This is a genomic window from Sphingomonas sp. BK481, from assembly GCF_014194875.1.
Taxonomy (GTDB): Bacteria; Pseudomonadota; Alphaproteobacteria; order Sphingomonadales; family Sphingomonadaceae; genus Sphingomonas; species Sphingomonas aerolata.
On sequence record NZ_JACIAP010000001.1, the window covers coordinates 741769 to 765733 of the forward strand.

Genomic DNA, 23965 nt, shown 5'->3' on the forward strand with positions numbered 1-23965 from the left:
CGCTGACGCGCGCGGGCGTCAGAAGCTCTTGGCGATCTGGAACCAGGCGCGGCCGGACCGGTCGGGGGCGGCGGTCGCGTCGGCGCTGCCCAGCTTGCGTGCATAGGTCGCGCGCAGCACGACGTCGTATGGCGCGGTCCAGGTCGCGCCCGCGCCATAGGCGCTGCGGACCGCATGGTTCGACCCGTCGAAATAGCGCCGCTTCACATAATCGACCTCGCCGACATCGACGAAGGCGAACAGCTGCAGCGCGCCCGGGATGACCCGCGGCAGCGCGAGCCGCGCCTCGGCGGTCGCGACATAGCCCTGGTCGCCATAGGCCTCGCCCTCGGGATAGGCGCGCACCGCATAGGCGCCGCCCAGCTCCATCTTCTCTGAGATGTCGAGATTGTTGAACGCGACCTGCCCGCGGACCGAGCCGAACACCGAGACCGGCCCGCTGATCGTCTGCAGCCGCGCCAGGCTGAACTGCATCTTGCCGTAGCGCCCATCGGTGCGCGCGGTCAGCGCGTCGACCGACCGTTCATAGGCACCGCGAATATCGAGCGTGCCGACCGAGACGCTCAGCGAATAGGCGTTCCAGCCGCCGCCGAGCAGCGTGTCGTGCGAGTCGCCGCTGAGGCCCCCGGTGACGACCTGCGCACGGCGATAGGTGACCGTGTCGACGATCCCGAACCGGTCGTCGAACCATTTCGCATCGCCCGCCACCGTCACGTACAGGTTGCTGTCGCGCGACCGGATCAGCGGGTAGCTGGCATAGACGCTGGCGATCTCGGCATTGCCGCTGCCGTCGAGGCTGTCGAATTCCTTGCCGAGTTCATAGTCGAGATGCGCATAGGCGACGCCGAGCGTGACCTTGCCGATCGGTGCCTGATAAGAGGCGCGGCCATAAGCGAGCCCCGAGAAGGACGTCAGCGCGCGCAAGCCGAGCACGTCGCCCGAGCCGGTCGGGTTGTTCCAGTTGACCGACCCGCCGACGCGGTAGGCGCCGGTATAGCGGTTGCCCGCATTGTCGGCCTCGACGCTGCCCGTGATGCTGCGGCCCGGGGTGATGTCGACCAGCAGGTCCGACGTGCCGACCGCGGTGCCGGGGCTCAGCGTCGAGCGCACGCGCACGCCGGGCAGGTCGGACAGCATCAGTAGCCGGCGTTCGATCGGCGCGACCGCGACCGGATCACCGACCTCGAGCCCGTCGAGCATGCCGTTCGCGACGCTGTCGGCCAGGCGGGATTCGTTGCGCAGCCCGATCGCGCCGAGGCGACCCTCGACGACCGCGATCGTCACCGTCCCGCTCTGCACGTCCTGCGCGGGCAGATAGGCCTGCGCGACGAAATAGCCGCGGCTGGTATAATAGTCGGTGATCCGCGCCGCGAGCGTCTTCAGACCTGCGAGATCGAGCGTCGCACCAGGCGCGAACCCCGTCGCGGCGACCAGCGTCGCTTCGGGGAACAGCGTGGCGCCGGTGACGCGGATCGCATCCACGCGGGCCGAGGGTCCGCCCGCGGCCGGGATCGCGACCGGCGTCTTGCGCGTCAGGCCGAGCTCGGGATCGGGCGTATCGGTCAGCGGCAGGGGCGGGATCTGCTGCAGCTGGCCACCGGCACCGACCGGCACCTGTGCCTGCGCGGCCCCGCCGCCTGCCATGAGCGCAGCCATACTCACCGCCGCACACGCGGCTGCCCGAAGGATCGACGTCATTGGATATACCTCGAAAGTCACCGCGGATGGACGCTACGAGCCTCCCATCCGCAGCAGCGGGAGTCGTAGTAGCAAGGCGTCGGAAGAGCCGCTGATGCGGCAATGTCGGTGGCGAAGGTCTTGATGAGAAGAAGGTCGATCGTTGTATAAAACGAACGGCCGCGATGGCTTAGTCCTTCGAATACAACTAAAATATACCCCGATTCCGTTACCTTTCTCTTAACGTTGATCTCTGTTCTTGATCTGAATCAAAAAATAGGTTCGTGCACCGGCTGATGCTGGACGCGCGACCTGCCTTACCGGACGGCGGCAAACCCGATCACATGCCAAGCCGCGACAGCCTTATTGTCCTGACACGCAGATGGCCGGGGGCATCAGAGACGCGCCACCTTGTAACCCGACCTTCCAAAAACCGTCCAAAAACCAAGCCAAACCCAAAAATTAACTGGTCAGGCCAATTGTCAGGAATTAAGCTGCCAAAAAAAGATCAGGGAGAGGGTTATGCAGACCAGATATGTCGCGGCGGCCGTCATCGCCGTCATGGCCGCGCCCGCTGCCGCACAGAGCGAGCGATCGGTCGTCCCCCTGGCGCAGGGCTGGGAGTTCCAGCGCGGCGGCGACGTCGATCCGGCGCAGGCGGCGCAGGCCCCCGGATCCTGGGAGCGGGTCAGCGTACCGCACACCTGGAACCGCGTCGGCTATTACATGCCCGACCCCCAGACCCATCTGAACCGTGCCGAGTCGGTCGACAAATATCAGGGCGTCGGCTGGTACCGCATGACCTTCACCCCGCCCGCCATGGACGCAGGTCAGCGCGCCTGGCTCCAGTTCGACGCGGCGAGCCGCACTGCCGAGGTCTGGCTCAACGGCCAGCGGATCGGCGGGCACAAGGGCGGGTTTTCACGCTTCCGGCTCGATGCCACGCGCGCGCTCCGCGCCGGGCAGGCGAACACGCTGCTGGTCAAGGTCGACAATACGCAACCGGCGCAGGGGTCGTCGACCGCGGACATCCTGCCGCTCGCGGGCGATTTCTTCGTTCATGGCGGACTGTATCGTCCGGTCAGCTTGATCGTCACGAACGCGGTCCATGTCGACATGCTCGATGCCGGTGGCAGCGGGATCTTCGCGACGACCAGCTCGATCGACGCGGCGATGGCGAAGGTCGCCGTGCGCGTGAGGATCCGGAACGACGGCACGAAGGCGCAGGCGGTCAACGCGGTGGTCAGGCTGATCGACGCGGGCGGCAAGACGGTCGCGACCGGAACCCGCCGCATCCCCCTGCGCGCCGACAGCGCTTCCGAAAGCGTGGAGACGCTGTCGGTCGCGACGCCGCATCTGTGGAATGGGGTCGCCGATCCGTATCTGCACCGTCTGGTGGTCGAGATCGCGACGCCGTCCGGCGCGGTGCTCGACCGGGTCGAGCAGGCGTTCGGCATTCGCGAGATGCGCGCCGACCCGGCCCGCGGCTTCCTGCTCAACGGCAAGCCGCTGCGGCTCCAGGGCGTCGGCTATCACCAGGATCGCGAGGGCAAGGGCTGGGCGACCGCGCCTGCGGATATCGAGCAGGATGTCGCGATCATGCGCGAAATGGGGGTGAACAGCATCCGGCTGACGCATTATCAGCACGGCCAGGTGATCCACGACCTCGCCGACCGCTACGGCATGGTGCTGTGGGACGAGATCCCGCTCGTGTCGCGCTGGACCTGGGGTGACGATGCGGTCGCGACTGCCGGGCTGCGCGACGATGCGCGCCAGCAGCTGCGCGAGCTGATCCGGCAGAATGGCAACCATGCGTCGGTGTTCAACTGGGGCATCGCGAACGAGGTCGATTTCGGCAAGTCGCTGCCGGCGTTCATCACCACCAGCAAGGATACGCCCGCGCCCGATCCGCTGCCGCTGCTGCGCGAACTGAACGCGCTGGCGAAAAGCGAGGATCCGTCCCGCGCGACCGCGCTGGCGACCTGTTGCGAAGGCCGGCTGCTCGGCTCCGCGGACATTCCGATCACCGCGGAGGCCGCCGATCTCGGCGGGGCCAACCGCTATTTCGGCTGGTATTACGGACAGCCCGGCGATCTCGGCAAGCATCTCGACTCGCTCCGCGCGCTGCGCCCGAACCAGCCGGTGTCGGTGACCGAATATGGCGCGGGCGGCGCGACGACGATCCACACCGACAACCCGCTCGGCGGCAAGGTCGACCAGCGCGGGCGCAACCAGCCCGAGGAGTATGAGAGCTATATCCACGAAACTGCCTGGGCGACGCTGTCCGCCAAACCCTATCTCTGGGGGACATGGCTGTGGAATTCGTTCGACTTCGCGACGACCGTCCGGCGCGAGGGCGATGCGATCGACATCAACACCAAGGGGCTGGTCACCTACGACCGGAAGATCCGCAAGGACGCCTATTATTTCTACAAGGCGAACTGGACCGCGACGCCGACCGTGCACGTCGCCGGGCGACGCTATGTCGACCGCGCCTATCCGGTCGCCGACGTCCGGGTGTACAGCAACGCGCCGCGCACCGACCTGCTGGTCAACGACCGCGTCGTCGGCACGCTGAGCGCCTGTCCGCAGATGATCTGCGCCTGGTCGAACGTCGCGCTGGCGGCTGGGGCGAACCGGGTCGTCGCGCGCGGCCTCTTCCCGACCGGGGCGGTCGACGACGCGATCGAATGGCGGGTGGCGCCGGAGGCCGCGCGCTCGATCCGGATCGACAGCGGCGCGCTGGTCGCACCGGAGATTGCGGGCAAGCGTTATGGCTCGGACGCGTTCTTCGACGGCGGCAGTTTCGGCGATATCAACGCCTATTCGGGCTATGGTCCGCGCCCCGAGAAAAAGGTCGTTGCAGGGACGCCAGAAGGCGCCGTCGCCGAAACCTACCGCGAAGGCCGGTTCGGCTACCGCGTACCGCTCGCCAACGGGCGCTACACGGTCGAGCTGAGCTTCGTCGAACCCGCGCTCGCAGCCGGCGCACGACAGTTCGACGTCGTCGCCAACGGCAAGCGCGCGGTCGCCGCGCTGGATATCGCCGCGGTCGCGGGCGCGCCGCTGACGCGCGTCACGCGGCGGATCGTCGTGGGCGTCACCGACGGCATGCTCGACCTGAAATTCGTGCCGATCAAGGGCGACGCGATCGTGTCCGGCATCGAGATCACGCGATGAGCGCGCCGGGCAACCCGCGGCGCGGCTGGCGCAGCGTGCCGCTGCGCTGGCGGCTGATCGCGCTGGTGACGCTGGGGACGATCCTCAACTATCTCGCGCGCTCGACCCTGTCGGTGGCCGCACCGCAGCTGAAGACCGAATTCGGCATGTCGACCGAGGATTACAGCTGGGTCGTTCTGGCGTTCCAGGCCAGCTACACGGTGATGCAGACCGTCGCGGGCAGCGTTCTCGACCTGCTCGGCACGCGGCTCGGCTTCTTCCTGTTCGCGGTCGGCTGGGCGCTCGCCAACATGGCGCATGCGCTGGCGACCGGCTGGCCGAGCCTCGCGCTGTTCCGCGCGCTGCTCGGCGCGAGCGAGGCGGCGGCGATCCCCGCGGGCGCCAAGACGGTGTCCGAATGGTTCCCCCCGCGTGAGCGGTCGCTGGCGACCAGCGTGTTCCAGATGGGCACCAGCGTCGGCAACATGATCGCCCCGCCGCTCGTCGCCTTCTGTATCCTCGCCTGGAACTGGCAGGCGGCGTTCATCGTGACCGGCGGGCTGAGCCTCGTCTGGGCGTTCCTGTGGTATTGGGGCTATCGCAGCCCCGCCGATCATCCCGCGCTGAGCGAGGACGAGCGCGCCGCGATCATCGAGACCCGCGGCGAGGACGTCACCGCCAAGCCCGCGACGCGCGGCGACCTGTTGCGCAGCCGCAGCTTCTGGGGAATCGCGGTCCCGAAATTCCTGGCCGAACCGGCGTGGCAGACGTTCAACTTCTTCATCCCGCTCTATCTGGTGTCGGTGTGGAAGCTCGATCTGAAGAGTATCGCCTTATGGGCGTGGATGCCGTTCCTCGCCGCCGATTTCGGCAGCCTGGCCGCGGGCGTGTTGCCGAGCTGGCTGATGAAGCACGGCGTGCCGCTGGTCGCGTCGCGCAAGATCACGATGACGATCGGCGCGCTGTGCATGATCGGGCCGGCGTGCATCGGTCTTGCGGACTCGCCCGGTGTCGCGATCATCCTGTTCTGCATCGGCGGCTTCGCGCACCAGATGCTGAGCGGCGCGCTGGTGACGCTGTGTTCCGACATGTTCGACAGCCGGACGGTCGGCACCGCGACCGGGATGGCGGGGACGTCGGCCTGGGTCGGCGGGATGCTGTTCACGCTGCTGATCGGGCAGAGCGCGGATGCGTGGGGATATGACCCGCTGTTCGCGGCGTTGGCGGCGCTCGATCTGCTCGCGGCGGTCGTCTTGTGGAGTTTGCTGCGCGCTACGCCGCGCACGGGGTTGAGGGTTTAAGAGGATGACGAGTGTGTTGATGACGCAGACGATGCGCTGGTTCGGGCCGAACGATCCGGTGCGGCTGGACAGCATCCGGCAATCCGGCGCGACCGAGGTGGTGACCGCGCTGCACGAGGTCCCGAACGGCGAGGTCTGGACGCGCGAGGCGATCGCCGCGCGCAAGCAGATGGTGCGCGACGCCGGGCTCGACTGGACGGTGGTCGAAAGCCTGCCGGTCGATGAGGGCATCAAGACCCGCTCGGGCGAATGGGACCGGTTGATCGACGCTTACCGCGAGAGCCTGCGCAACCTCGCGGCGTGCGGCATTCGCGTCGTCACCTATAATTTCATGCCGTTGCTCGACTGGACGCGGACCGATCTCGCCTGGGAACTGCCCGACGGATCGCGCGCGCTGCGGTTCGAGGCGATCGTGGTGGCCGCCTATGACCTGTTCATGCTGCAGCGGCCGGGCGCGGAGCAGAGCTATGCGCCCGCGGTTCGCGACGCGGCGGCGGCGCGCTTTGCCGGCATGGACACGGCGGCGCGCGCGGATCTCGAACGGACGATCCTCGCGGGGCTGCCGGGCAGCGAGGAGGGCTTCACCTCGGCCGCGTTCCTCGAGGCGATCGGCCGCTACGACGCCATCGACGCCGCGCGGCTGCGCGACAACCATGTCGCGTTCCTCGAGGCGGTGTGCCCGCTCGCCGACGAGCTCGGCATCGCGCTGGTCGTCCACCCCGACGATCCGCCGTTTCCGATCTTCGGCCTGCCGCGCGTCGTCAGCACCGAGGCCGACGTGACCGATCTGTTCACCCGCGTGCCCAACGTCTCGAACGGGCTGTGCCTGTGTACCGGGTCGTTCGGCGTGCGCGCTGACAACGACCTGCCCGGCATGGTCGACCGGCTCGGCTCGCGGATCGGCTTCCTGCACCTGCGTTCGGTCCAGCGCGAGGCCGATGGCGCATTCCACGAGGCCGATCATCTGGAGGGCGACGCCGGGATGGCGGCGGTCATGGCGGCGGTCCACCGGCTGTCGGTCCGCGAAGGGCGCAGCATCCCGATGCGCCCCGACCACGGTCATCAGATGCTCGACGACCTGACGCGCACGACCAATCCCGGCTATTCGCTGCTCGGCCGGATGCGCGGGCTCGCCGAACTGCGCGGACTTGAACGCGGTATCGCCTTTGCGGCAGGAGCCCTTGCATGACCCGTCCTCTCGAGCTTCATCCCGACCGGCTGTTCCCCGCCGATCCGACGACCCGCGCGATCGCCCGCACGCTCTATGCGGAGATCGCCGACCTGCCGATCGTCAGCCCGCACGGTCATACCGATCCGACCTGGTTCGCCGACAATGCCAACTGGACCGACGCGACGTCGCTGCTGCTCGCGCCCGACCATTATCTGTTCCGCATGCTCTACAGCCAGGGCGTCGATCTGGACGCGCTGACGATCCCGCGCCGCGACGGTACGCGGAGCGCCGATCCGCGCGCGGCGTGGCGGCTGCTCGCCGATCATTATGCGCTGTTCCGCGGCACGCCGTCGCGGATGTGGCTCGACCATGTCTTCGCCGAGGTGTTCGGGTTCGACTTCGCGTTCGAGCCGGCGACCGCGGACCTGTATTTCGACACGATCGGCGAAAAGCTCGCGACCGCGGCGTTCTGTCCGCGCGCACTGTTCGACCGGTTCCGGATCGATTTCCTCGCCACCACCGAAGGCGCGCATGACAGCCTCGACGCGCATCACCGGATCCGCGAGAGCGGGTGGAACGGCCGCGTCGTCACCACCTATCGCCCCGACGGCGTGATCGATGTCGAGCACGAGCAATTCGCCGGCGCGCTTCGCCGGTTCGGCGAACTGACCGGCGAGGACGTCTATGGCTGGCAGGGCTATCTGGCCGCACACCGCAAGCGCCGCGCCGATTTCCGCGCGGCGGGCGCCACCGCGACCGATCACGGCCATCCGACTGCAGCGACCGCGAACCTGTCGACCCCCGAATGCGAGGCGCTGTTCGCGCGCATCACCGGTGACGACTGGACCGCGGCCGACGCCGAGCTCTTCCGCGCGCAGATGCTGACGGAGATGGCCGCGATGAGCGTCGAGGACGGCATGGTCATGCAGATCCATCCGGGCTCGGTCCGCAACCACAATGCCGGGCTGTTCGCCAGCCATGGCCGCGACAAGGGCGCGGACATTCCCGGGCGCACCGACTATGTCCACGCCCTCAAGCCGCTGCTCGACCGGTTCGGGACCTCGACCGCGCTGTCGATCATCCTCTTCACGCTCGACGAGACGGTCTATGCGCGCGAGCTGGCACCGCTGGCGGGGCATTATCCGTGCCTGAAGCTGGGGCCAGCCTGGTGGTTCCACGACAGTCCGGAGGGGATGTGGCGGTTCCGCGAGATGACCACCGAGACCGCGGGCTTCTACAACACCGTCGGCTTCAACGACGACACGCGCGCCTTCCTGTCGATCCCGGCGCGGCACGACGTCGCGCGCCGCATCGACTGCGGCTATCTCGCGCGGCTGGTCGCCGAGCACCGGCTGGAGGATTGGGAGGCAGCGGAGCTCGCGCGCGAACTGACGAGCGATCTGGTCCGCAAGGCATACCGGCTGTGAGGCTGTCCAGGGCCACGCGATCCGCGCTCGCCTCTGACGTGACGCAGCCGGCATCCTCGGCGGTCACGGTCGGGCGGATCGTCCATCTCGGGATCGGCGCGTTCCACCGCGCGCATCAGGCGGTCTATACGCAGGATGCGTCGACGCCGGACGCGGGCTGGCGGATCACCGGCGTGTCGCTGCGCTCACCGCAGGTGCGCGATACGCTCGCCCCGCAGGACGGGCTCTACACCGTGACCGAACGGTCGAACGGCGCCAGCGCGACCCGGCTGATCGACGTGATCGACACGCTGCTGGTCGCCGCGGAGGATCCCGACGCGGTGACCGCCGCGCTCGCCGATCCTGAGACTCGGGTCGTGACGCTGACCGTCACCGAAAAGGGCTATTACCGGCATCCGGCGACCGGCGCGCTGCTCGTCGACGATCCGGCGATCGCGCACGACCTGGGCGGCGGCGTGCCGCGGACGATCTTCGGCTTTCTGGCGGCTGCGCTCGATCGGCGGCGCGGCGCGGGGGCAGGGGGGCTGACGCTGGTGTCGTGCGACAATCTGTCGGGCAATGGCGCGCTGTTGATGCGCCTGCTGCTCGCGTTCGTCGAGCGTCGCGATGCGGATCTGGCCGGCTGGGTGCGTGCGCACGTGACCGCGCCCGATACGATGGTCGACCGGATCGTGCCCGCCTCGACCGAGGCCGACCGCGCGGGCGTCGCGACCGCGATCGGGGTCGACGACGCCGCCGCGCTGGTCACCGAACCGTTTCGGCAATGGGTGATCGAGGACCGCTTCGCCGGCCCGCGTCCGCGCTGGGAGGCGGCGGGGGCGCAGATCGTCGACGACGTCGCGCCGTTCGAACTCGCCAAGCTGCGGCTGTTGAACGCCAGCCATTCGACGCTCGCCTATGTCGGGCTGCAACTTGGCCACGCCTTCGTCCATGAGGCGATCGCCGACCCGGCGCTGCGCGCGTTCGCGATCGCGCAGATGCAGGAGGAGGCGGTGCCGAGCCTGACCGCGGCGGCAGGGCTCGATCCCGCGGCGTATATCGACGCGATCCTCGACCGCTTCGCCAATGCCGATCTTCACCACCGGCTCGATCAGATCGCGATGGACGGATCGCAGAAGCTCCCGCAACGCTGGATCGCGACCGTCGCCGAGCGGCAGGCGCATGGGCTCGACAGTCCGCGCCATCGCCTCAGCCTCGCCGCGTGGATCGCCTACACCGCCCACGCGCCCGCCATGGCCGATGATCCGCTGCGGGATCGCTACGCCGCGATCTGGGCGGACGCCGCGGGCGACGCGCGGCAGGTCGTCGCGCGGTTCGTCGGTGAGCTCGGCATATTCCCCGCCGATTTCGACCACGCGGCGCTGGGCGATGCGGTGGTAACGTGGCAGGCGCAGGGGCCAGAGGCCGCGCTGCGCGGCGCCATCGGAGAGCCCGTCGCATGACCGGTACGATACTGTGTTTCGGCGAGATGCTGTTGCGGCTCGCCGCGCCCGACCGCGGGCATCTGTTCCAGGACGCTCGGCTCGACGCGCATTTCGGCGGCGCGGAGGCGAACGTCGCGGTCGCGCTCGCGCGGATCGACGTGCCCGCCGCGGTCGTCACGACGCTGCCGCACGGCCTGATCGGCAATGCGGCGCTCGACTCGGTCCGCGCTGCGGGCGTCGACGTCTCGCGGGTGGTGCGCGCGGACGGTCGGCTCGGCCTGTATTTCCTCTCGCCGCCAAGCGGGTCGCGCGGCGCGCAGATCGTCTACGACCGCCTCCACAGCAGTTTCGCCGCGACCCCGTCGAGCGCCTATGACTGGCCCGCGATGCTGGACGGCGTCGGCTGGCTGCATCTGTCGGGGATCATTGCCGCAATCGGTCCGGGTGCCGCGCAGCTGTCGCTCGATGCGATCGCGGCGGCGCGGGCGGCGGGGGTCAGGGTCTCGTTCGACGGCAATTTCCGCGCGAGCATGTGGGCGCGCTGGTGCGCCGATCCGCAAGGCGTGCTGGTCGATCACGTCGACGGTGCGGACCTGCTGTTCGGCAGTCACCGCGACATCTCGCTGCTGCTCGGCGAGGACCATGCCGGCGACACGCCGGACGCGCGGCGTCGCGCGTGCGAGGCCGCGTTCGCGCGGTTTCCGACGCTCGCCTGCATCGCCTCGACCGCGCGCCGCGTGATCGATGCCGATACGCACGCCCTGTCTGCGCGCGTCGATCGCCGCGACGACGCGTTCGAGACCGAGACGATACTCGTCACGCAGATCGTCGACCGGATCGGCACCGGCGACGCGTTCGCCGCGGGCGTGCTCTCCTGCCTCGACGACGGGTGCGAAGCGGCCGCGCGCCGCGGCCTCGCGCTCGCCGCGCTCAAACACGGCACCGCGGGCGATCACAGCCGGACGACGCTGACCGATCTGGCCGACTTCACCGGGGCACCCGCCGACGTGCGGCGGTGACAGGGCTCAGCCGGGGTTGGGCGTTTCCGCGACGGGGGTGAGCGCGCGGCCGGTCTCGAACCACGCGCGCAGATTGTCGACGACCAGCCCGCCCATCGCCGCGCGCGTCCGCTTCGACGCCGAACCGATATGCGGCAGCAGCACCGTGTTCGGCAGCGCGCGCAGGCTGGCGGGGACATTGGGCTCGTCTTCATAGACGTCGAGCCCGGCGGCGAGGATCGTGCCCTGCTGCAACGCCGCGATCAGCGCGTCCTGATCGACGACGCTGCCGCGAGCGACGTTGATGAACACGCCCTGCGCGCCCAGCGCCTCGAGGACCGCGGCGTCGACCAGATGCTGCGTCCCCTGACCGCCGGGCACGATCGCGATCAGCACGTCGCACGCTGCCGCCAGCGCGACCGGCGTGTCGTAATAGTCATAGCCGATATCCGCCTGTCGCGACCGGCCGTGATAGGCGATCGGCACGTCGAACGCCGCGAGCCGCCGCCCCACCGCCTTGCCGATCGCGCCAAGCCCCAGGATCCCGATCCGCCGTCCGCGCAGGCTCGGCGACAGCGGAAACGACTTTTCCGCCCAGGCGCCGTCGCGGACATGGCGATCGGCCTGCGGGATTCCGCGCAGCGTCGCCAGCAGCAGCCCGATGGTCAGATCGGCGACCTCCTCGTCGAGCACGCCGGGGGTATTGGTCACGACGATCCCGCGCGCCGCGGCGGCGTCCGCGTCGATCCCGTCATAGCCCACGCCGAAATTGGCGACGATTTCGAGCGCGGGCAGCCGGTCATACCAGGACGCGTCGATCCGCCCCGCGAGCGAACTCGCCGCAAGCCCGCGGATGCGCGGCGCCACCGTCGCAAGGAACGCGTCGGGGTCTTCCTGCTCCCATAGCTGGTGCACGACGAACCGCTCGCCCAGCGCGTCGACGACGCTCGGCAGCATGGGGGCGGGGATCAGGATTTCGGGTCGGTTCATGCCGGGGGTGTACGCACAAACTGCGCGGGCAGACACCCCCTTCCGGGGCCCCCGCGGCGGCCGCCGCATGCGATAAAACTGCCCAACCCTATGCCCCCGCTACGCAAAAGGCCGGGATCGCTCTCGAATTGCTATGCCGCGGCCGATAGCTGGAGGGCCACGACAAGGAGAGTGGCATGGCAGCGTGGCATCGTTCGCGGCGCGCGGATCTTGGTCTGCGCGCGGTGGGACTTCTCCTCTGCGCAATGGCGTACATCGCCGTGTGGCGGCTGTCCGCCCTCGCGCTTTCCCCTTACGCCGCGGGTGCGTTGGCCTTCGCGCTCGCCGCGATCGGCTTTCTGGGGGCGAGCGCGGGCAGTGTCATGGTGCTACTCGGGCATCACCTGTTCGACGGTATCGCGGTCAGCGAGCGCTGGCGGCCCCGCGTCCGCGCCACGCCAGCGACCACGCACTGAAATGCGACGAGCCGTTGCGCCCACTATGGCGCCACTATGGGGTTTCGGGGAATCGCTCTCGAATCCCTATGCCGCGGTTCGTAATTCGGGTTTGCGGGCGCCTGGACGCCCGATCACACAGGCAAAAGCGCGAACATGTCGTCTGAACCCACGCCGGAGCCCCGCGCACGCGGGCGCGTCATTCCTCTCGGCCAGAACAAGGCGGGCCACGGGCGTGTGACCCCGGCACGCGGCGCCACGGCTGAAGCGAAGACGGACATGCCCGCCACCATGACCCGAGCCTGCGCACGCCGCGCGACGCGCGATCCGCGCTGGCCGCATATCGCGGCGGCGCTCGCCGATCTGCGCGAACGGCATCGCCACGCGATCCGGATCGTCGATGCCGACTGCGCATGCGGGACGCTGCTGATCGAGACCGTGCGTTACGCCCGCGCGCTCGGCTTCACCGCGATCGAGGGGCAGGGCGTCGACGATGCGCCGGCGCTGATCGGTCGCGCCCGCGCCGCCGCAGCGCGGCTGCACGATCCCGCGATCGGGCTCGACTTCGAAGTTGGCGGTCTGGCGCAGGTGCTCGCCCGCGAAGCCGATTTCCCCGCCGACATCGTGCTGTGCCACGACCAGGACGGCGGCATCGCGCGGCTGCTGGCGGCCGCCGGCACGCTCGTGATCGCCGATCCCGTCGCAACGCTCGTGCGGAGGCAGGCGGCATGACGCGGCGCGACCTGCAATGGAAAGCGGGCGGCTTCGCGCTGATGGCCGTCTCCTGTGCGCTGTGCATGGCGGTCGACGGATCACCGTTGATGCTCCTCTTCTTCCCGCTCGCGCTGCTCGGGTTGCCGCTGATGATCCACGGCAAACGCGTCGGGCAGATGGTCCGGGCGGAACGCCGCGGGCACAGCCACACGGTCGACGCCGTCCATGCCGCGCGCAGACGTCGGCGCGGACAGGGCCGCGATGGCTTCGGCCGCTGACCAGCAGAGGACCTGTTACGGACATCGTCGACGATCGCATGTCACGCTCGTGCAACCTGTCGGCTTTAGCGATCCTGGATGAACACGCCGTCGCCGCTGTCGCTCGACGTCTGATCTGAACCGGGCATGGTCCGCGGGCGTTTGCGGACCATGCGCTCCTCCTGTGGGTTGCCCCGATGACCGATGTCTCCCGTCGTACACTGCTCGGTGCAGGCGTCACCGGGGCCGCGCTGTCCGCGTTTCCTGCGGCGATCGCGCGTGCGGCGGCGATTGCGCCCGATGTGAAGACGGGCTCGATCATGGATGTCGAGCATGTCGTCATCCTGATGCAGGAAAATCGCGGGTTCGATCATTATTTCGGCACGTTGCGCGGCGTCCGCGGCTTTGCCGACCGGTTGCCGATCCCCGTGCCCGCACCGTCTGCGGGCGGGGCGGCGGCGCCGGTCTGGTATCAGCGCGACCGGACGGCACCGGGCGGCGCGCGGACCGTGCTGCCCTTCCATCTCGCCACCCGCACCAATTTCGACCTGATGCGGATGGAGGGAACGCCGCACAGCTGGCCCGACGCGCAGCGCGGCTGGGACGAGGGGCGGATGGCGCACTGGCCCGAGGCGAAGAGCCAGCGCGCGATGGGGCATTACCGGCGCGAGGACCTGCCGTTCCAGTTCGCGCTCGCCGAGGCGTTCACGCTGTGCGACGCCTATCACTGTTCGGTGCAGACGGGGACCAACACCAACCGGCTGCTCCTGTGGAGCGGCACCAACGATCCCGGCGGCACGCAGGGCGGTCCGGCGATCGGCAATTCGCATGACAGTTTCCCGGAGGATGGCGGCGATCCCGACCCCTATCGCTGGACCACGGTCGTCGAGCGGTTGCAGGCCAAGGGGGTCGACTGGCGCATCTATCAGGACATGGCGGACAATTTCACCGACAACCCGCTGGTCGGGTTCGCCGCCTTCCGCGCGGCGCATCATGCGGCTGGCGACGCGGAGCTGCGCGATCGGGCGCTGGCGACGCGCGGGCTCGACGCGCTGCGTACCGACGTGCTGGCCGGGCGACTGCCGCAGGTTTCGTACGTCATCGCCACCGCGAAGGGATCCGAGCATCCCGGTCCGTCGAGCCCGGCACAGGGTGCGGCCTATACCGCCGAGCTGCTCGACGCGCTCACCGCGGACCCGAAAATCTGGGCGCGGACCGCCTTGTTCGTCATGTTCGACGAGAATGACGGCTTCTTCGATCATGTCCCGCCGCCCGCGCCGCCGTCGCGCGCTGCCGACGGCACGCTGCTCGGCGGATCGACGGTCGACCTGACCGGCAGCTATCACCGCCACCCGAGCAAGGGCGATGCGGCACTCGACCTCCCCGCCTATCGCGGCCGCGCCTATGGCCTGGGGCCGCACGTGCCGATGTACGTCGTCTCGCCGTGGAGCCGCGGCGGGTGGGTCAATTCGCAGGTGTTCGACCACAGTTCGGTGATCCGCTTCCTCGAACGGCGCTTCGATGTCCACGAGCCCAATATCGCGCCGTGGCGCCGCGCGGTCTGCGGCGACCTGACCTCGGCGTTCGATTTCACCGCCGCCGACGTCGCGCCCTTCGCGGCGATGCCCGATCCACGCGCCGATGCCGCACGCGCCGCGGCGATCCCCCGGCAGCCGAGCCCGCAGGCACCACTGGGTGAGTCACTCCCGTGGCAGGAGCCCGGCATCCGCCGGTCCCGCCCGCTGCCCTATGCGCTGCGCGTCGGCGAGACGATCACGGGTGACGCGATCCGGCTGTACTTCACCACCGAGGGCACGCAGGCCGCGGTCTTCCACGTCTATGACCGCAGGGGCCTGGACCAGCCGCCCCGCCGCTTCACGGTCGAGCCCGGGCGCACGCTCGACGGGCAATGGGGATTCGACGCGGAGGGCCGCTATGATCTCTGGGTGCTAGGCCCGAACGGCTTCCACCGGCATTTCACGGGGCATCGCAATGACCCGGCGTTGATGTCGCAGCTCGTCTGGCGCACGACACCGACCGAGCTGGCGTTAGTGCTACCCGCCGGACACCGCGCGCACGGACTGGTCGCGCACGTCGAACGCGTTGGGGCAGCGGCGCTGACGACCAGGCTGGTCGACGCGCGCTACCGCTGGCCGCTCCGCAACAGCCATGGCTGGTACGACGTCACGATCACGGCGGCGACCGCGCCGACCTATCGCCGCCGTGTCTCGGGGCGGGTCGACGCGCCCGGGCGGATGACGTGCAGCGATCCGTTCGTCACCGCGGCTCAGAACGCCGGCAGCACCGCGCCCGCATAACGGTCGGCGATGAAGCGCCGCGTCTCGGGGCTTCGCAGCGCGGCGATCAGCTTGACGACGCGCGGATCCTTGTCGCCACCGGGCAGGCCGACGACGAAATTGACATAGGGGCTGTTCTTGTCCTCGATCGCGAGCGCGTCGCGCACCGGGTTGAGCTTCGCGTCGAGCGCATAGTTGGTGTTGATCAGCGCCAGATCGACCTCGCCGAGCGTGCGGGGCAGGGTCGCGCCCTCCAGCTCCTTGAACTTGAGGGTCTTGGGGTTGGTCGCGATGTCGTTGAGGCTCGACAGCGGGTTGGTCGGGTTCTTCAGCGTGATCAGCCCGGCCTTCTGCAGCAGCAGCAGCGCGCGGCCGCCATTGCTCGGCTCGTTCGGGATCGCGACGGTCGCGCCGTTCGGGACCTGCGCGATCGTCTTCCACTTGCGCGAATAGGCGCCCAGCGGCTCGACATGGACGCCCGCATAGGGAACCAGATGCGTCCCGCGCGAGGCGTTGAACTCGTCGAGATAGGGCTTGGTCTCGAAATAGCTGACGTCGATCTGCTTCTGCTCGACCTGCAGATTGGGCTGCACATAATCGTTGAAGACGCGGATCTTCAGATCGACACCCTGCTTGGCGAGCGCCGGCTTGATCGATTCGAGGATCTCGGCATGCGGCACCGCGGTCGCGGCGATGGTCAGCGCCGTGCCGTCATCCGTCTTGGCGCCACCGCATGCGGCGAGCGCGAGCAGCGAGAGCGAGGCGAGCAGAGTGCGGCGGTTCATGGCATTTCCTAGCGGCGGGTAAAGTGGCGGGCGAGCGCGTCGCCGGCATATTGGATGATCTGGACGAGGACGACCAGCAGGACGACGGTGACGACCATCACGTCGGTCTGGAACCGCTGATAGCCGAAGCGGATCGCGAGATCGCCGAGCCCGCCCGCGCCGACCACGCCGGCCATCGCGGTGAACGAGACGAGCGCGACCGCGGTGACGGTGGCGCCGGAGATCAGCCCCGGCATCGCCTCGGGGATCAGCGCGCGCGTGACGATCTGGCGGGTCGTCGCGCCCATTGCCTGCACCGCCTCGATCGTCGTCCGATCGATCTCCTTCAGCGATCCCTCGACGAGGCGTGCGTAGAAGGGCGCGGCCCCGACGACGAGCGGCGGGATCGCGCCCGCGACGCCCAGCGACGTGCCGACCAGCAGCACGGTCAGCGGGATCATCACGATCAGCAGGATGATGAACGGCACCGAGCGCAGGATGTTGACGGCGATCCCGAGCGCGCCATTGGCAAGCCGGTTCTCGATCAGCCGCCCCTTGCCGGTCAGATACAGCAGCACGCCGAGGGGCAGGCCGAGCAGTATCGTCAGCACCAGCGACCCGCTGAGCATGATGAGCGTGTCGAGGCACGCCTGGCCGATATCGGACCAGTCGACATTTTCGAAGAAGGTCATCAGCCGTTACCTGTTGGGGAGATCGGCAAGCCAGTAAGCGGCAGGCGCGCGACACGACGCATCCTGGCCGTCATTCCCGAGGAGGCGGGAACCCAGACTGGCAGACGCTTCGATCGGATCGCCGAGGTTGCGGGTCTGGATCCCCGCCTGCGCGGGGATGACGGCCTTGGGGTGGATCTCAGGACCTTCAGGGCGGGGCTGGTTATGATCATCGCATCTGCTCTTATTCCGCAAAAGACGCGGCGCCGTCCCGTTCCCGATGAGAGAGGGATTGGAGCATGCGCCGGGTCGCCGGATGCTCGGCGTTGGCAAAGATGTCGGTGACGGTGCCGGTCTCGACGACCTGGCCGCGTTCCAGCACCGCGACGCGGTCGCAGACGTAGCGGACGACGTCCATCTCGTGCGTGATCAGGACGATCGTCAGCCCGAGGTCGCGGTTGAGGTCGCGTAGCAGCGTCAGCACCGAGCGCGTGGTTTCAGGGTCGAGCGCGCTCGTCGCCTCGTCGCACAGCAGGATGTCGGGATCGGTGGCGAGCGCGCGGGCGATGCCGACGCGCTGCTTCTGGCCGCCGGACAGCTGGGCGGGGTATTTGGCGGCGTGATCGGACAGGCCGACCCGGTCGAGCAAGGCGGCGACCTTGCTCTCGCGCGTTGCCTTTGCGACGCCCGCGAGCACCAGCGGGAAGGCGACGTTCGCCGCGACCGTCCGCGAGGAGAGCAACCCGAAATTCTGGAAGATCATGCCGATCCGCCGCCGGAGCGCGCGCAGCTCCGCCGCCGACAGGCTTGCGACGTCGATGCCGTCGACCTCGACGCGCCCCGACGTCGGCCGTTCGAGCGCGTTGATCAGCCGGATCAGCGTCGACTTGCCCGCGCCCGACTGACCGATCACCCCGAACACGCCGCGCGCCGGGATCTCCAGCGACACGCCGTCGAGCGCGGCTGCATCGCTCGCCGGGTAGGTTTTGGAAACGTCGCGCAGGCGGATCATGCGGACCCCATGACCTGCACCGCGAACCGCTCCATTTCCTCGGCCTGCGGGCTCATCTGGAGCAGCAGCAGGTCGAGCCCGGCGGCCTCATATTCCGCGATCCGCTCCTTCAGCTGTTCGGGCGTGCCGACCAGATTGGGGCGCAGCCCGCGGTTCGAGACCGAATATTCCTGGATCTTCAGCTCGCGTTCGAGCTGTGTGCCCGACAGCCACTGGTCGAAATTGGCATAGCCCGCGGGCAGTTCGGTGACGCTGGTGATGCGCTCGAGTTCGCGCTTCGCCTCCGCCTCGCTGTCGCGGACGATCGCATAGGCGGCCATGCCGTACTGCATCGGCGCACCGCCCGCGGCTTCGCGTCGTGCCGCCATGTCGGCGATCTTCGGCGCGATCGCGTCGGCCGGGTCGCCGTGCATGACATAGGCGTCGCACTTGGCCGCGATCATCGCCTTCGCCTTCTCGCTCTCGCCGCCGGCATAGACCGTCGGGCGCTTGGCGGGCTTGGGCGAACAGATCGCCTGCTCGGTGGTGTAGAACTGCCCGGCAAAGTCGAACCGGTCCTGCGTCCACAACCCGTCGACGACGGAGAGCCATTCGTCGGTCCGCGCATAGCGATCGTCATGCTGGTCGAACTGGAGGCCATATTGCTTCGCCTCGTCCGCCCACCAGGACGACACGACGTTGAGCGCGAGCCGCCCGCCCGAGATCCGGTCAATATTGGCCGCCGCCTTGGCGAACAGCGCCGGGTGGTGGAAGTTCGGGCGCACCGCGACCATCAGCTCGATGCTGTCGGTCACCGCCGCCAGCGCCGCCGCGGTCGACCACGCATCGAGCGCGGGCTGTTCGATTCCCTTGATGTCGTTGAGGTTCAGTTCGGCGATCAGCGTCAGGTCATAGCCCCAGCGCTCCGCATTCTGAGTCAGCGCCTTGGTATAGGCCCAGCTCGCCTCCATCCCCTCGTCGGGGACGTTGCGAAGCCAGCCGCCGAAAACCGGAGTCCAGTATCCATAGCGCATCAACGAGTCTTCCCAATCTGTTCGATCAGGTAATCGACGAGCCGGTCATGCGGATCCCAGCCGAGGACGTCGAGCGGCCTGGCGACGAAATTGGACAGCGCGTTGATGTCGTAGAAGCGCGCGATGCCATCGCGGTCGTCGATCATCACCTCGACCCCGCCGACATCGAGATCGACCGCGCGCGCGATCGCCTCGGCGGCATCCTTCAGCACCTGCGACGGCTCGACCGCGGCCATCTTGATGCCCGAGCCGGGCACGACGCATGCATCCGCGGGGCAGAGATCGAACGCGCCGCCGCCCGCGACCTCGATCGCGTAGAGGAACTTGCGGTCGAGCGTCTCGATCCGGGTGATCGCGCCACCCCGGACGGGGACATATTCCTGCACCAGCAACACGCCGTCGACGCTGCTCGGCAGGCCATCGTCGGTGACCGCGGCGCGGAGTTCGTCGAGGCTGTCGAAGCGGATGATCCCCGCGCCCGATCCACCGATATTGGCCTTCACGACCAGCGGGAAGCGCAGCGTTTGGGCCGCGCCGACGACGTCGGCGGCGCGGTGGACGACGCGCGTCTCGGGAATCGCGAGCCCGAGCGACGCGATCAGCGACAATTGCCGCGCCTTGGAGGCGTCGATCGCGAGCACGTCGGCGCCGTTGATCACGCGCGCGCCGGTGCGGCGCCAGTGATCGAGCATCGCCATCGTGTCAAAGATCGGATGCTCGTCGCTGCGCAGGAAGCTCGACATCGCGATCCGGTTGAACACGACGCGCGCCGGCGCAGTCTGGTCCGCGGGGTTCCAGAACCCGTCCGGCGTGGTGCGCGAGAACTCGACGCCGCGCGCATCGAGCGCCGCGAACAGCGGCACGAACCAGGCGGGATGTTCGTAAAGGACGGCGAGATCGGTCATGAAGCCTCGGATGAATTAAGCGCGCCCTCTGCCACGCCGACGCGCCAACCGCCATCGATAGCGGCTTTGGCCCGATCAAGCCTGGGTTTAGCGAACGGCGCCGGCGCCGACCGTCGCTTCAATGGATCCGCGGGATCGACCTGCGCGATCTCGACGAGGCACGCTTGCGGCGCGCTCGTCAGCGTGGCGACGATGCCGACCGGGGGGTGGGGAGGGGCGGGCCTCGCGGCGCAGCGCCGACGGCAGGCGCGCTCAGTCGATCGCGGCGGGCCGGCGGAGGCGCCGTGCGGGGCTGGGGCCGGGCGTGAACGCATCGCCCGGCACCCGGTGCTCGAGCAGCGGGAGCAGCGCGATCAGCCGGGCCTCGTCCTCGGTCGGGGTGGCGGTGCGCGTCGTCGGCGCCGGTGCGGCGATCGATCCGCGCTCGACGAAATGACTGCCCCAGCGATCGGCCAGCGCCAGCACCCGGTCGATGAACGGACCCGGGGCACAGGCGACGACCGACGGGAAGGGCAGGCGGGTCGTCGGCCCGGGTCGCGCCGCCGCCGCGATCGCTTCCTGACCGAAGCCGACCGACAGCGGCGACAGCAGGACCGCGCCCTCGATCGCCTGCAGATAGCTGCGCGGCGACAATTGCGCCCACCAAGCGACGGCCAGACAGGCGACCCCCTGCGCCAGGATCACCGCCGGCTCCTCGCGCCGGGCAAATGCCGCGTCGAGCTGCAACGCCCAGCGACCGCTCTGAAATTTCGCGAGATCCAGTTCGATCGTCGGCACCGCCGTGTCGGGGACGGGATCGCCCCGGATCACGACGATCACGGCATGCTGGGTATCGATCGAAGCCTTGTCCCTGACGGCCATAGCGGATCACCTCGGATAGACCTGCGGCAGCGCGCGACCATCGATCTCCGACTCGCAGTCTCGCGCTACGATTACGAAGCGTAATCCGGCCCGGACGATAGGCAATAGTCTTGCGTCATCCCATGCCGGCGATGCGCCGGATCGCGTCCCGACGCCAAGATCCGCGGCGTGACCGCGCTGCCTTCAGGCATTCTGCCCTGCCTGCTTTCACAAGCCGCCCTATTCCCGACATATAATACCGCTCCACTCGATCTCGCCCCTGCGTGAGAGTGTGACGATGATCGATCCCCCCGCCATCCCGATCCGCCGTTCGTGAGGGTTCACGCGCCGGTCCGCCTGTACCCGTCGATCCTCGTCTGCCTCGGGGGCGGCGTGGTCTCTCCCGCGGCCGGATCGACGCAGACGATCCCCGTGCCGGCATCGGCGTCGGGCGACGACATCGTCATCACGGGCCAGCGGAGCGCGGGCAGCGCGGTCGGGGCGATCGATCCGACCGCAACCCTCGATCAGGCCGGGATCCAGTCGCTGGGTGCGACCGATCTCAAGACGCTGCTCGAACGCCTAAAACCACTGACGACGTCGGCGAGCGGCGGCGATCCGGTCTATCTGCTCAATGGTCGACGCATGTCGAGCATGAACGAACTCTACAGCCTGCCGCAGGAGGCGATGGAGAAGATCGAGGTCCTGCCCGAGTCCGAGGCCGCACGCTTCGGGTTTCCGGCCACCGTCCGGGTGATGAACTTCATCACCAAGAAGCGGTTTCGCGCGGTCACCTACCAGCAGGCCACGGGGGTCACGACCGAAGGCGGGGGCGAGACAAGCTATGCCGAGGTGACCGCCGCGCGGATCGACGGGCCGCGCCGCACGACGCTGACGCTGTCGCATCTTCGGCTCAACCCGATCCTGCAGAGCGAACGCGCGATCCTGCCCGATCCGGACACGCTCTATGCGCTTGGCGGCACCGTCACGGGAATAGGCGGGGCCAGTATCGATCCCGCGCTCGATGCGCTCGTCGGGGCCCCGGTCACGATCGCCGCCGTACCGGACGACCCGGCGGGGCGCGACACTCTGGCGGGCTATGCCGCCGGCGCCGGCGCGCCCGCGGTCACCGATATCGGGCGTTATCGCTCGCTCCAGCAGCGCAGCGACAGGATTTCGGTCGACGGAACGCTCGCGGCGCCGATCGGGCGGACGATGAGCGGATCGCTCAACCTGTCGATGGAGGCGCAGCGTAACATCGGCGTGAATGGTCTGGCGCCCGCGCTGCTGAGCGTGCCGGGAGGACGCGGTGCGCTCCCCTTTGCGGACGATGTCCTGCTCTATCGCTACCTGCCCGATGCGGTGCTCCGGCAGCGGAGCACCAGCCTGACGCTGCATGGATCGGGCATGGTCCAGGGCAGCATCCGGCGCTGGGGGTGGAACGTCACGACCAGCTATGACCGGGTGCAGGGGGTGGCGCGGTCCGAACGCGGCGTGCCGATCGACGATCTGCAGGCCGCGATCGATGCGGGGGGCGATCCGTTGGCGCGCGTAAGTCCCGAGGCGGCGGCGCTTCGGCTGGCCGATCGCAGCCGGACCGTTACCGGCACATTGCTGACAAAGGCGGTCGCGAACGGCCCGCTGGTCCGGTTGCCGGCCGGCGACGCGCAGATCACGCTCTCGGGGGATTATGCCCGGTCGAGCAGTTCGGGCAGCCTGCCGGGCTTGCGCGACACGACGCTCGATCTGACGCGCACCACGGGTGGGGCCAGCGTCAACGCGGATCTGCCGATCGCCTCTGCCAATCAGGACGTTCTCGCGTTTCTCGGACAGCTGTCGGTCAACGGCATGATCGGCGTCTCGGACGTGTCCGATTACGGCCGGCTGCTCAGTTCCAACTACGGCCTGACATGGTCGCCGGTGCGGCCGGTCCAGCTGATCGCCTCGGTCAATGCCGCGCAGACCCCACCAGCGATCGCGCTGCTGACCAACCCGACGGTGACCACCCCGAACACGCCGTTTTTCGATTTCACCACCGGCACCAGCGTGCTCGTCACGACGATCGCCGGCGGCAATCCCGCGCTCGACCCGGAACGCCGGCGGCTCGTCACGCTGGGTGTCGCCGTGTCGCCGATCAAGGCCCGCGATCTGCGGCTCACGCTCAACTATCTCCAGACGCGCATCGACAATCAGACCGCGACGCTGGGCAGCGCCACCCCGGCCTTCCAGACCGCATTTGCCGGGGCGTTCCAGCGTGATGCAACAGGACAGCTCGTCAGCGCCGATCTGCGGCCGGTCAACATCGCCCGCGAACGCGAAACGAAGGTGCAGGCGACGATCAGCCTGTCGACGCCGATCGGGCGTGCGCCTGCGCCGCTGACGCCGCCCGTCGGCATTGCCGCGAAGGATGTGCCACCGCCGGCGCCACCCCGGCCCCGGCCGCACCTCAACATGTCGATGACCACGACGTGGCGGCTCGACGATCGCCTGTTGTTGCGGAGCGGGGGGCCGGCACTCGATCTCCTCGATGGCGATACGCTGACCGGCACCGGCGGACGACCGCGCTGGGAAACCGAGCTGAACCTCAGCGGATCGCTCGGGGCTGCGAGCATCGGCGTGTTCGGCCGTCTGCAGGGGCCGACCCGGATCCGCAGCGACCTGGCGGCGTCGGATCTGCGCTTTTCAGGTCGGACCTGGCTGGTGCCCTATAGCTCGCTCAAGGTCGACCAGATCATCAAACGTCCCTGGGCAAGCAACATGACGCTGCAGCTGACGGTCGAAAACCTGCTCAACGACCGTATCGCGGTTCGCGATCGGCTCGGGCGGACGCCGAACCGGTTCCAGGCGGCGTATATCGATCCGGTCGGCCGGTCCGTCAGGCTGGGCCTGCGCAAGCTCTTCTGACACCGCC

19 protein-coding genes are annotated in these 23965 nt (G+C 68.8%); 11 read left to right on the plus strand and 8 right to left on the minus strand.

Features of this window, described 5'->3' with window-relative positions; genetic code table 11:
• Positions 1-18 precede the first annotated feature (18 nt).
• A complete protein-coding gene (locus FHY04_RS03535) occupies positions 19-1656 on the minus strand; it encodes a ShlB/FhaC/HecB family hemolysin secretion/activation protein (RefSeq protein WP_260171281.1) in 1638 nt (545 codons plus the stop codon).
• Positions 1657-2199: 543 nt separating this feature from the next.
• Between FHY04_RS03535 and FHY04_RS03540 the strand changes: the two genes are divergently transcribed.
• Genes FHY04_RS03540 through FHY04_RS03565 form a run of 6 tightly spaced genes read left to right on the plus strand, consistent with a single transcriptional unit; the run spans position 2200 to position 11178 of the window.
• The gene (locus FHY04_RS03540; RefSeq protein WP_183935375.1) at positions 2200-4857 is read left to right on the plus strand and encodes a glycoside hydrolase family 2 TIM barrel-domain containing protein; all 2658 of its coding nucleotides are present in this window, start codon (positions 2200-2202) and stop codon (positions 4855-4857) included.
• A complete protein-coding gene (locus FHY04_RS03545; protein ID WP_183935376.1) occupies positions 4854-6137 on the plus strand; it encodes an MFS transporter in 1284 nt (427 codons plus the stop codon). Before FHY04_RS03540 ends, FHY04_RS03545 begins: the two co-directional genes overlap by 4 nt.
• Positions 6138-6141: 4 nt before the next feature.
• A complete protein-coding gene (gene uxuA / locus FHY04_RS03550; RefSeq protein WP_183935377.1) occupies positions 6142-7326 on the plus strand; it encodes a mannonate dehydratase in 1185 nt (394 codons plus the stop codon).
• Positions 7323-8735 (plus strand): glucuronate isomerase, encoded by a 1413-nt coding sequence (gene uxaC, locus FHY04_RS03555; RefSeq protein WP_183935378.1) that lies wholly within the window; start codon positions 7323-7325, stop codon positions 8733-8735. The genes uxuA and uxaC overlap by 4 nt, the downstream gene beginning before the upstream one ends.
• A gap of 38 nt (positions 8736-8773) precedes the next feature.
• A complete protein-coding gene (locus tag FHY04_RS03560) occupies positions 8774-10177 on the plus strand; it encodes a mannitol dehydrogenase family protein (RefSeq protein ID WP_311723509.1) in 1404 nt (467 codons plus the stop codon).
• Positions 10174-11178 carry a sugar kinase gene (locus FHY04_RS03565; protein ID WP_183935379.1) on the plus strand — a complete coding sequence of 335 codons (1005 nt, stop codon included), beginning with the start codon at positions 10174-10176 and terminating at the stop codon, positions 11176-11178. Before FHY04_RS03560 ends, FHY04_RS03565 begins: the two co-directional genes overlap by 4 nt.
• Positions 11179-11184: 6 nt before the next feature.
• Here FHY04_RS03565 and FHY04_RS03570 read toward each other — a convergent pair whose 3' ends face one another.
• On the minus strand, positions 11185-12147 hold the full coding sequence (locus FHY04_RS03570) for a 2-hydroxyacid dehydrogenase (RefSeq protein ID WP_183935380.1): 963 nt from the start codon (positions 12145-12147) through the stop codon (positions 11185-11187).
• 176 nt (positions 12148-12323) lie between these two features.
• Here FHY04_RS03570 and FHY04_RS03575 point away from each other — a divergent pair, with 176 nt between their 5' ends.
• The 4 genes from FHY04_RS03575 to FHY04_RS03590 all read left to right on the plus strand — a co-directional run bounded on the left by FHY04_RS03575 (position 12324) and on the right by FHY04_RS03590 (position 15870).
• Complete coding sequence (locus FHY04_RS03575) at positions 12324-12602, plus strand: hypothetical protein (protein ID WP_183935381.1); 279 nt, start codon at positions 12324-12326, stop codon at positions 12600-12602.
• Positions 12603-12737: 135 nt separating this feature from the next.
• The gene (locus tag FHY04_RS03580; protein WP_260171283.1) at positions 12738-13313 is read left to right on the plus strand and encodes an SAM-dependent methyltransferase; all 576 of its coding nucleotides are present in this window, start codon (positions 12738-12740) and stop codon (positions 13311-13313) included.
• On the plus strand, positions 13310-13573 hold the full coding sequence (locus tag FHY04_RS03585; RefSeq protein ID WP_031394926.1) for a hypothetical protein: 264 nt from the start codon (positions 13310-13312) through the stop codon (positions 13571-13573). The genes FHY04_RS03580 and FHY04_RS03585 overlap by 4 nt, the downstream gene beginning before the upstream one ends.
• A gap of 176 nt (positions 13574-13749) precedes the next feature.
• On the plus strand, positions 13750-15870 hold the full coding sequence (locus FHY04_RS03590) for a phosphocholine-specific phospholipase C (protein ID WP_183935382.1): 2121 nt from the start codon (positions 13750-13752) through the stop codon (positions 15868-15870).
• Here the strand turns inward: FHY04_RS03590 and FHY04_RS03595 are convergent.
• The 6 genes from FHY04_RS03595 to FHY04_RS03620 form a co-directional block, all read right to left on the minus strand.
• A complete protein-coding gene (locus FHY04_RS03595; RefSeq protein ID WP_183935383.1) occupies positions 15840-16634 on the minus strand; it encodes a MetQ/NlpA family ABC transporter substrate-binding protein in 795 nt (264 codons plus the stop codon). The genes FHY04_RS03590 and FHY04_RS03595 overlap by 31 nt on opposite strands.
• A gap of 8 nt (positions 16635-16642) precedes the next feature.
• Positions 16643-17305 carry a methionine ABC transporter permease gene (locus tag FHY04_RS03600; RefSeq protein ID WP_183935384.1) on the minus strand — a complete coding sequence of 221 codons (663 nt, stop codon included), beginning with the start codon at positions 17303-17305 and terminating at the stop codon, positions 16643-16645.
• A 223-nt stretch (positions 17306-17528) separates the two neighbouring features.
• Positions 17529-18296 carry a methionine ABC transporter ATP-binding protein gene (locus tag FHY04_RS03605; RefSeq protein ID WP_183935385.1) on the minus strand — a complete coding sequence of 256 codons (768 nt, stop codon included), beginning with the start codon at positions 18294-18296 and terminating at the stop codon, positions 17529-17531.
• Positions 18293-19309 carry an LLM class flavin-dependent oxidoreductase gene (locus FHY04_RS03610; RefSeq protein ID WP_183935386.1) on the minus strand — a complete coding sequence of 339 codons (1017 nt, stop codon included), beginning with the start codon at positions 19307-19309 and terminating at the stop codon, positions 18293-18295. Before FHY04_RS03610 ends, FHY04_RS03605 begins: the two co-directional genes overlap by 4 nt.
• Entirely contained in the window at positions 19309-20214 is a 906-nt protein-coding gene (locus FHY04_RS03615) for a RimK family alpha-L-glutamate ligase (protein WP_183935387.1), read from the minus strand. Before FHY04_RS03615 ends, FHY04_RS03610 begins: the two co-directional genes overlap by 1 nt.
• Before the next feature lie 252 nt (positions 20215-20466).
• Positions 20467-21075 carry an alpha/beta hydrolase gene (locus tag FHY04_RS03620; protein ID WP_183935388.1) on the minus strand — a complete coding sequence of 203 codons (609 nt, stop codon included), beginning with the start codon at positions 21073-21075 and terminating at the stop codon, positions 20467-20469.
• 312 nt (positions 21076-21387) lie between these two features.
• Between FHY04_RS03620 and FHY04_RS03625 the strand changes: the two genes are divergently transcribed.
• A complete protein-coding gene (locus FHY04_RS03625) occupies positions 21388-23958 on the plus strand; it encodes a TonB-dependent receptor domain-containing protein (protein ID WP_221211598.1) in 2571 nt (856 codons plus the stop codon).
• Positions 23959-23965: the final 7 nt, after the last annotated feature.

Coding starts and splice junctions, on each gene's coding strand:
- FHY04_RS03570 (WP_183935380.1), bottom strand. CDS start 12,147: ATGAACCGACCCGAAATCCTGATCCCCGCCCCCATGCTGCCGAGCGTC.
- FHY04_RS03535 (WP_260171281.1), bottom strand. CDS start 1,656: ATGGCTGCGCTCATGGCAGGCGGCGGGGCCGCGCAGGCACAGGTGCCG.
- uxaC (WP_183935378.1), top strand. CDS start 7,323: ATGACCCGTCCTCTCGAGCTTCATCCCGACCGGCTGTTCCCCGCCGAT.
- uxuA (WP_183935377.1), top strand. CDS start 6,142: ATGACGAGTGTGTTGATGACGCAGACGATGCGCTGGTTCGGGCCGAAC.
- FHY04_RS03540 (WP_183935375.1), top strand. CDS start 2,200: ATGCAGACCAGATATGTCGCGGCGGCCGTCATCGCCGTCATGGCCGCG.
- FHY04_RS03565 (WP_183935379.1), top strand. CDS start 10,174: ATGACCGGTACGATACTGTGTTTCGGCGAGATGCTGTTGCGGCTCGCC.
- FHY04_RS03610 (WP_183935386.1), bottom strand. CDS start 19,309: ATGCGCTATGGATACTGGACTCCGGTTTTCGGCGGCTGGCTTCGCAAC.
- FHY04_RS03620 (WP_183935388.1), bottom strand. CDS start 21,075: ATGGCCGTCAGGGACAAGGCTTCGATCGATACCCAGCATGCCGTGATC.
- FHY04_RS03595 (WP_183935383.1), bottom strand. CDS start 16,634: ATGAACCGCCGCACTCTGCTCGCCTCGCTCTCGCTGCTCGCGCTCGCC.
- FHY04_RS03615 (WP_183935387.1), bottom strand. CDS start 20,214: ATGACCGATCTCGCCGTCCTTTACGAACATCCCGCCTGGTTCGTGCCG.
- FHY04_RS03590 (WP_183935382.1), top strand. CDS start 13,750: ATGACCGATGTCTCCCGTCGTACACTGCTCGGTGCAGGCGTCACCGGG.
- FHY04_RS03580 (WP_260171283.1), top strand. CDS start 12,738: ATGTCGTCTGAACCCACGCCGGAGCCCCGCGCACGCGGGCGCGTCATT.
- FHY04_RS03605 (WP_183935385.1), bottom strand. CDS start 18,296: ATGATCCGCCTGCGCGACGTTTCCAAAACCTACCCGGCGAGCGATGCA.
- FHY04_RS03545 (WP_183935376.1), top strand. CDS start 4,854: ATGAGCGCGCCGGGCAACCCGCGGCGCGGCTGGCGCAGCGTGCCGCTG.
- FHY04_RS03600 (WP_183935384.1), bottom strand. CDS start 17,305: ATGACCTTCTTCGAAAATGTCGACTGGTCCGATATCGGCCAGGCGTGC.
- FHY04_RS03585 (WP_031394926.1), top strand. CDS start 13,310: ATGACGCGGCGCGACCTGCAATGGAAAGCGGGCGGCTTCGCGCTGATG.
- FHY04_RS03575 (WP_183935381.1), top strand. CDS start 12,324: ATGGCAGCGTGGCATCGTTCGCGGCGCGCGGATCTTGGTCTGCGCGCG.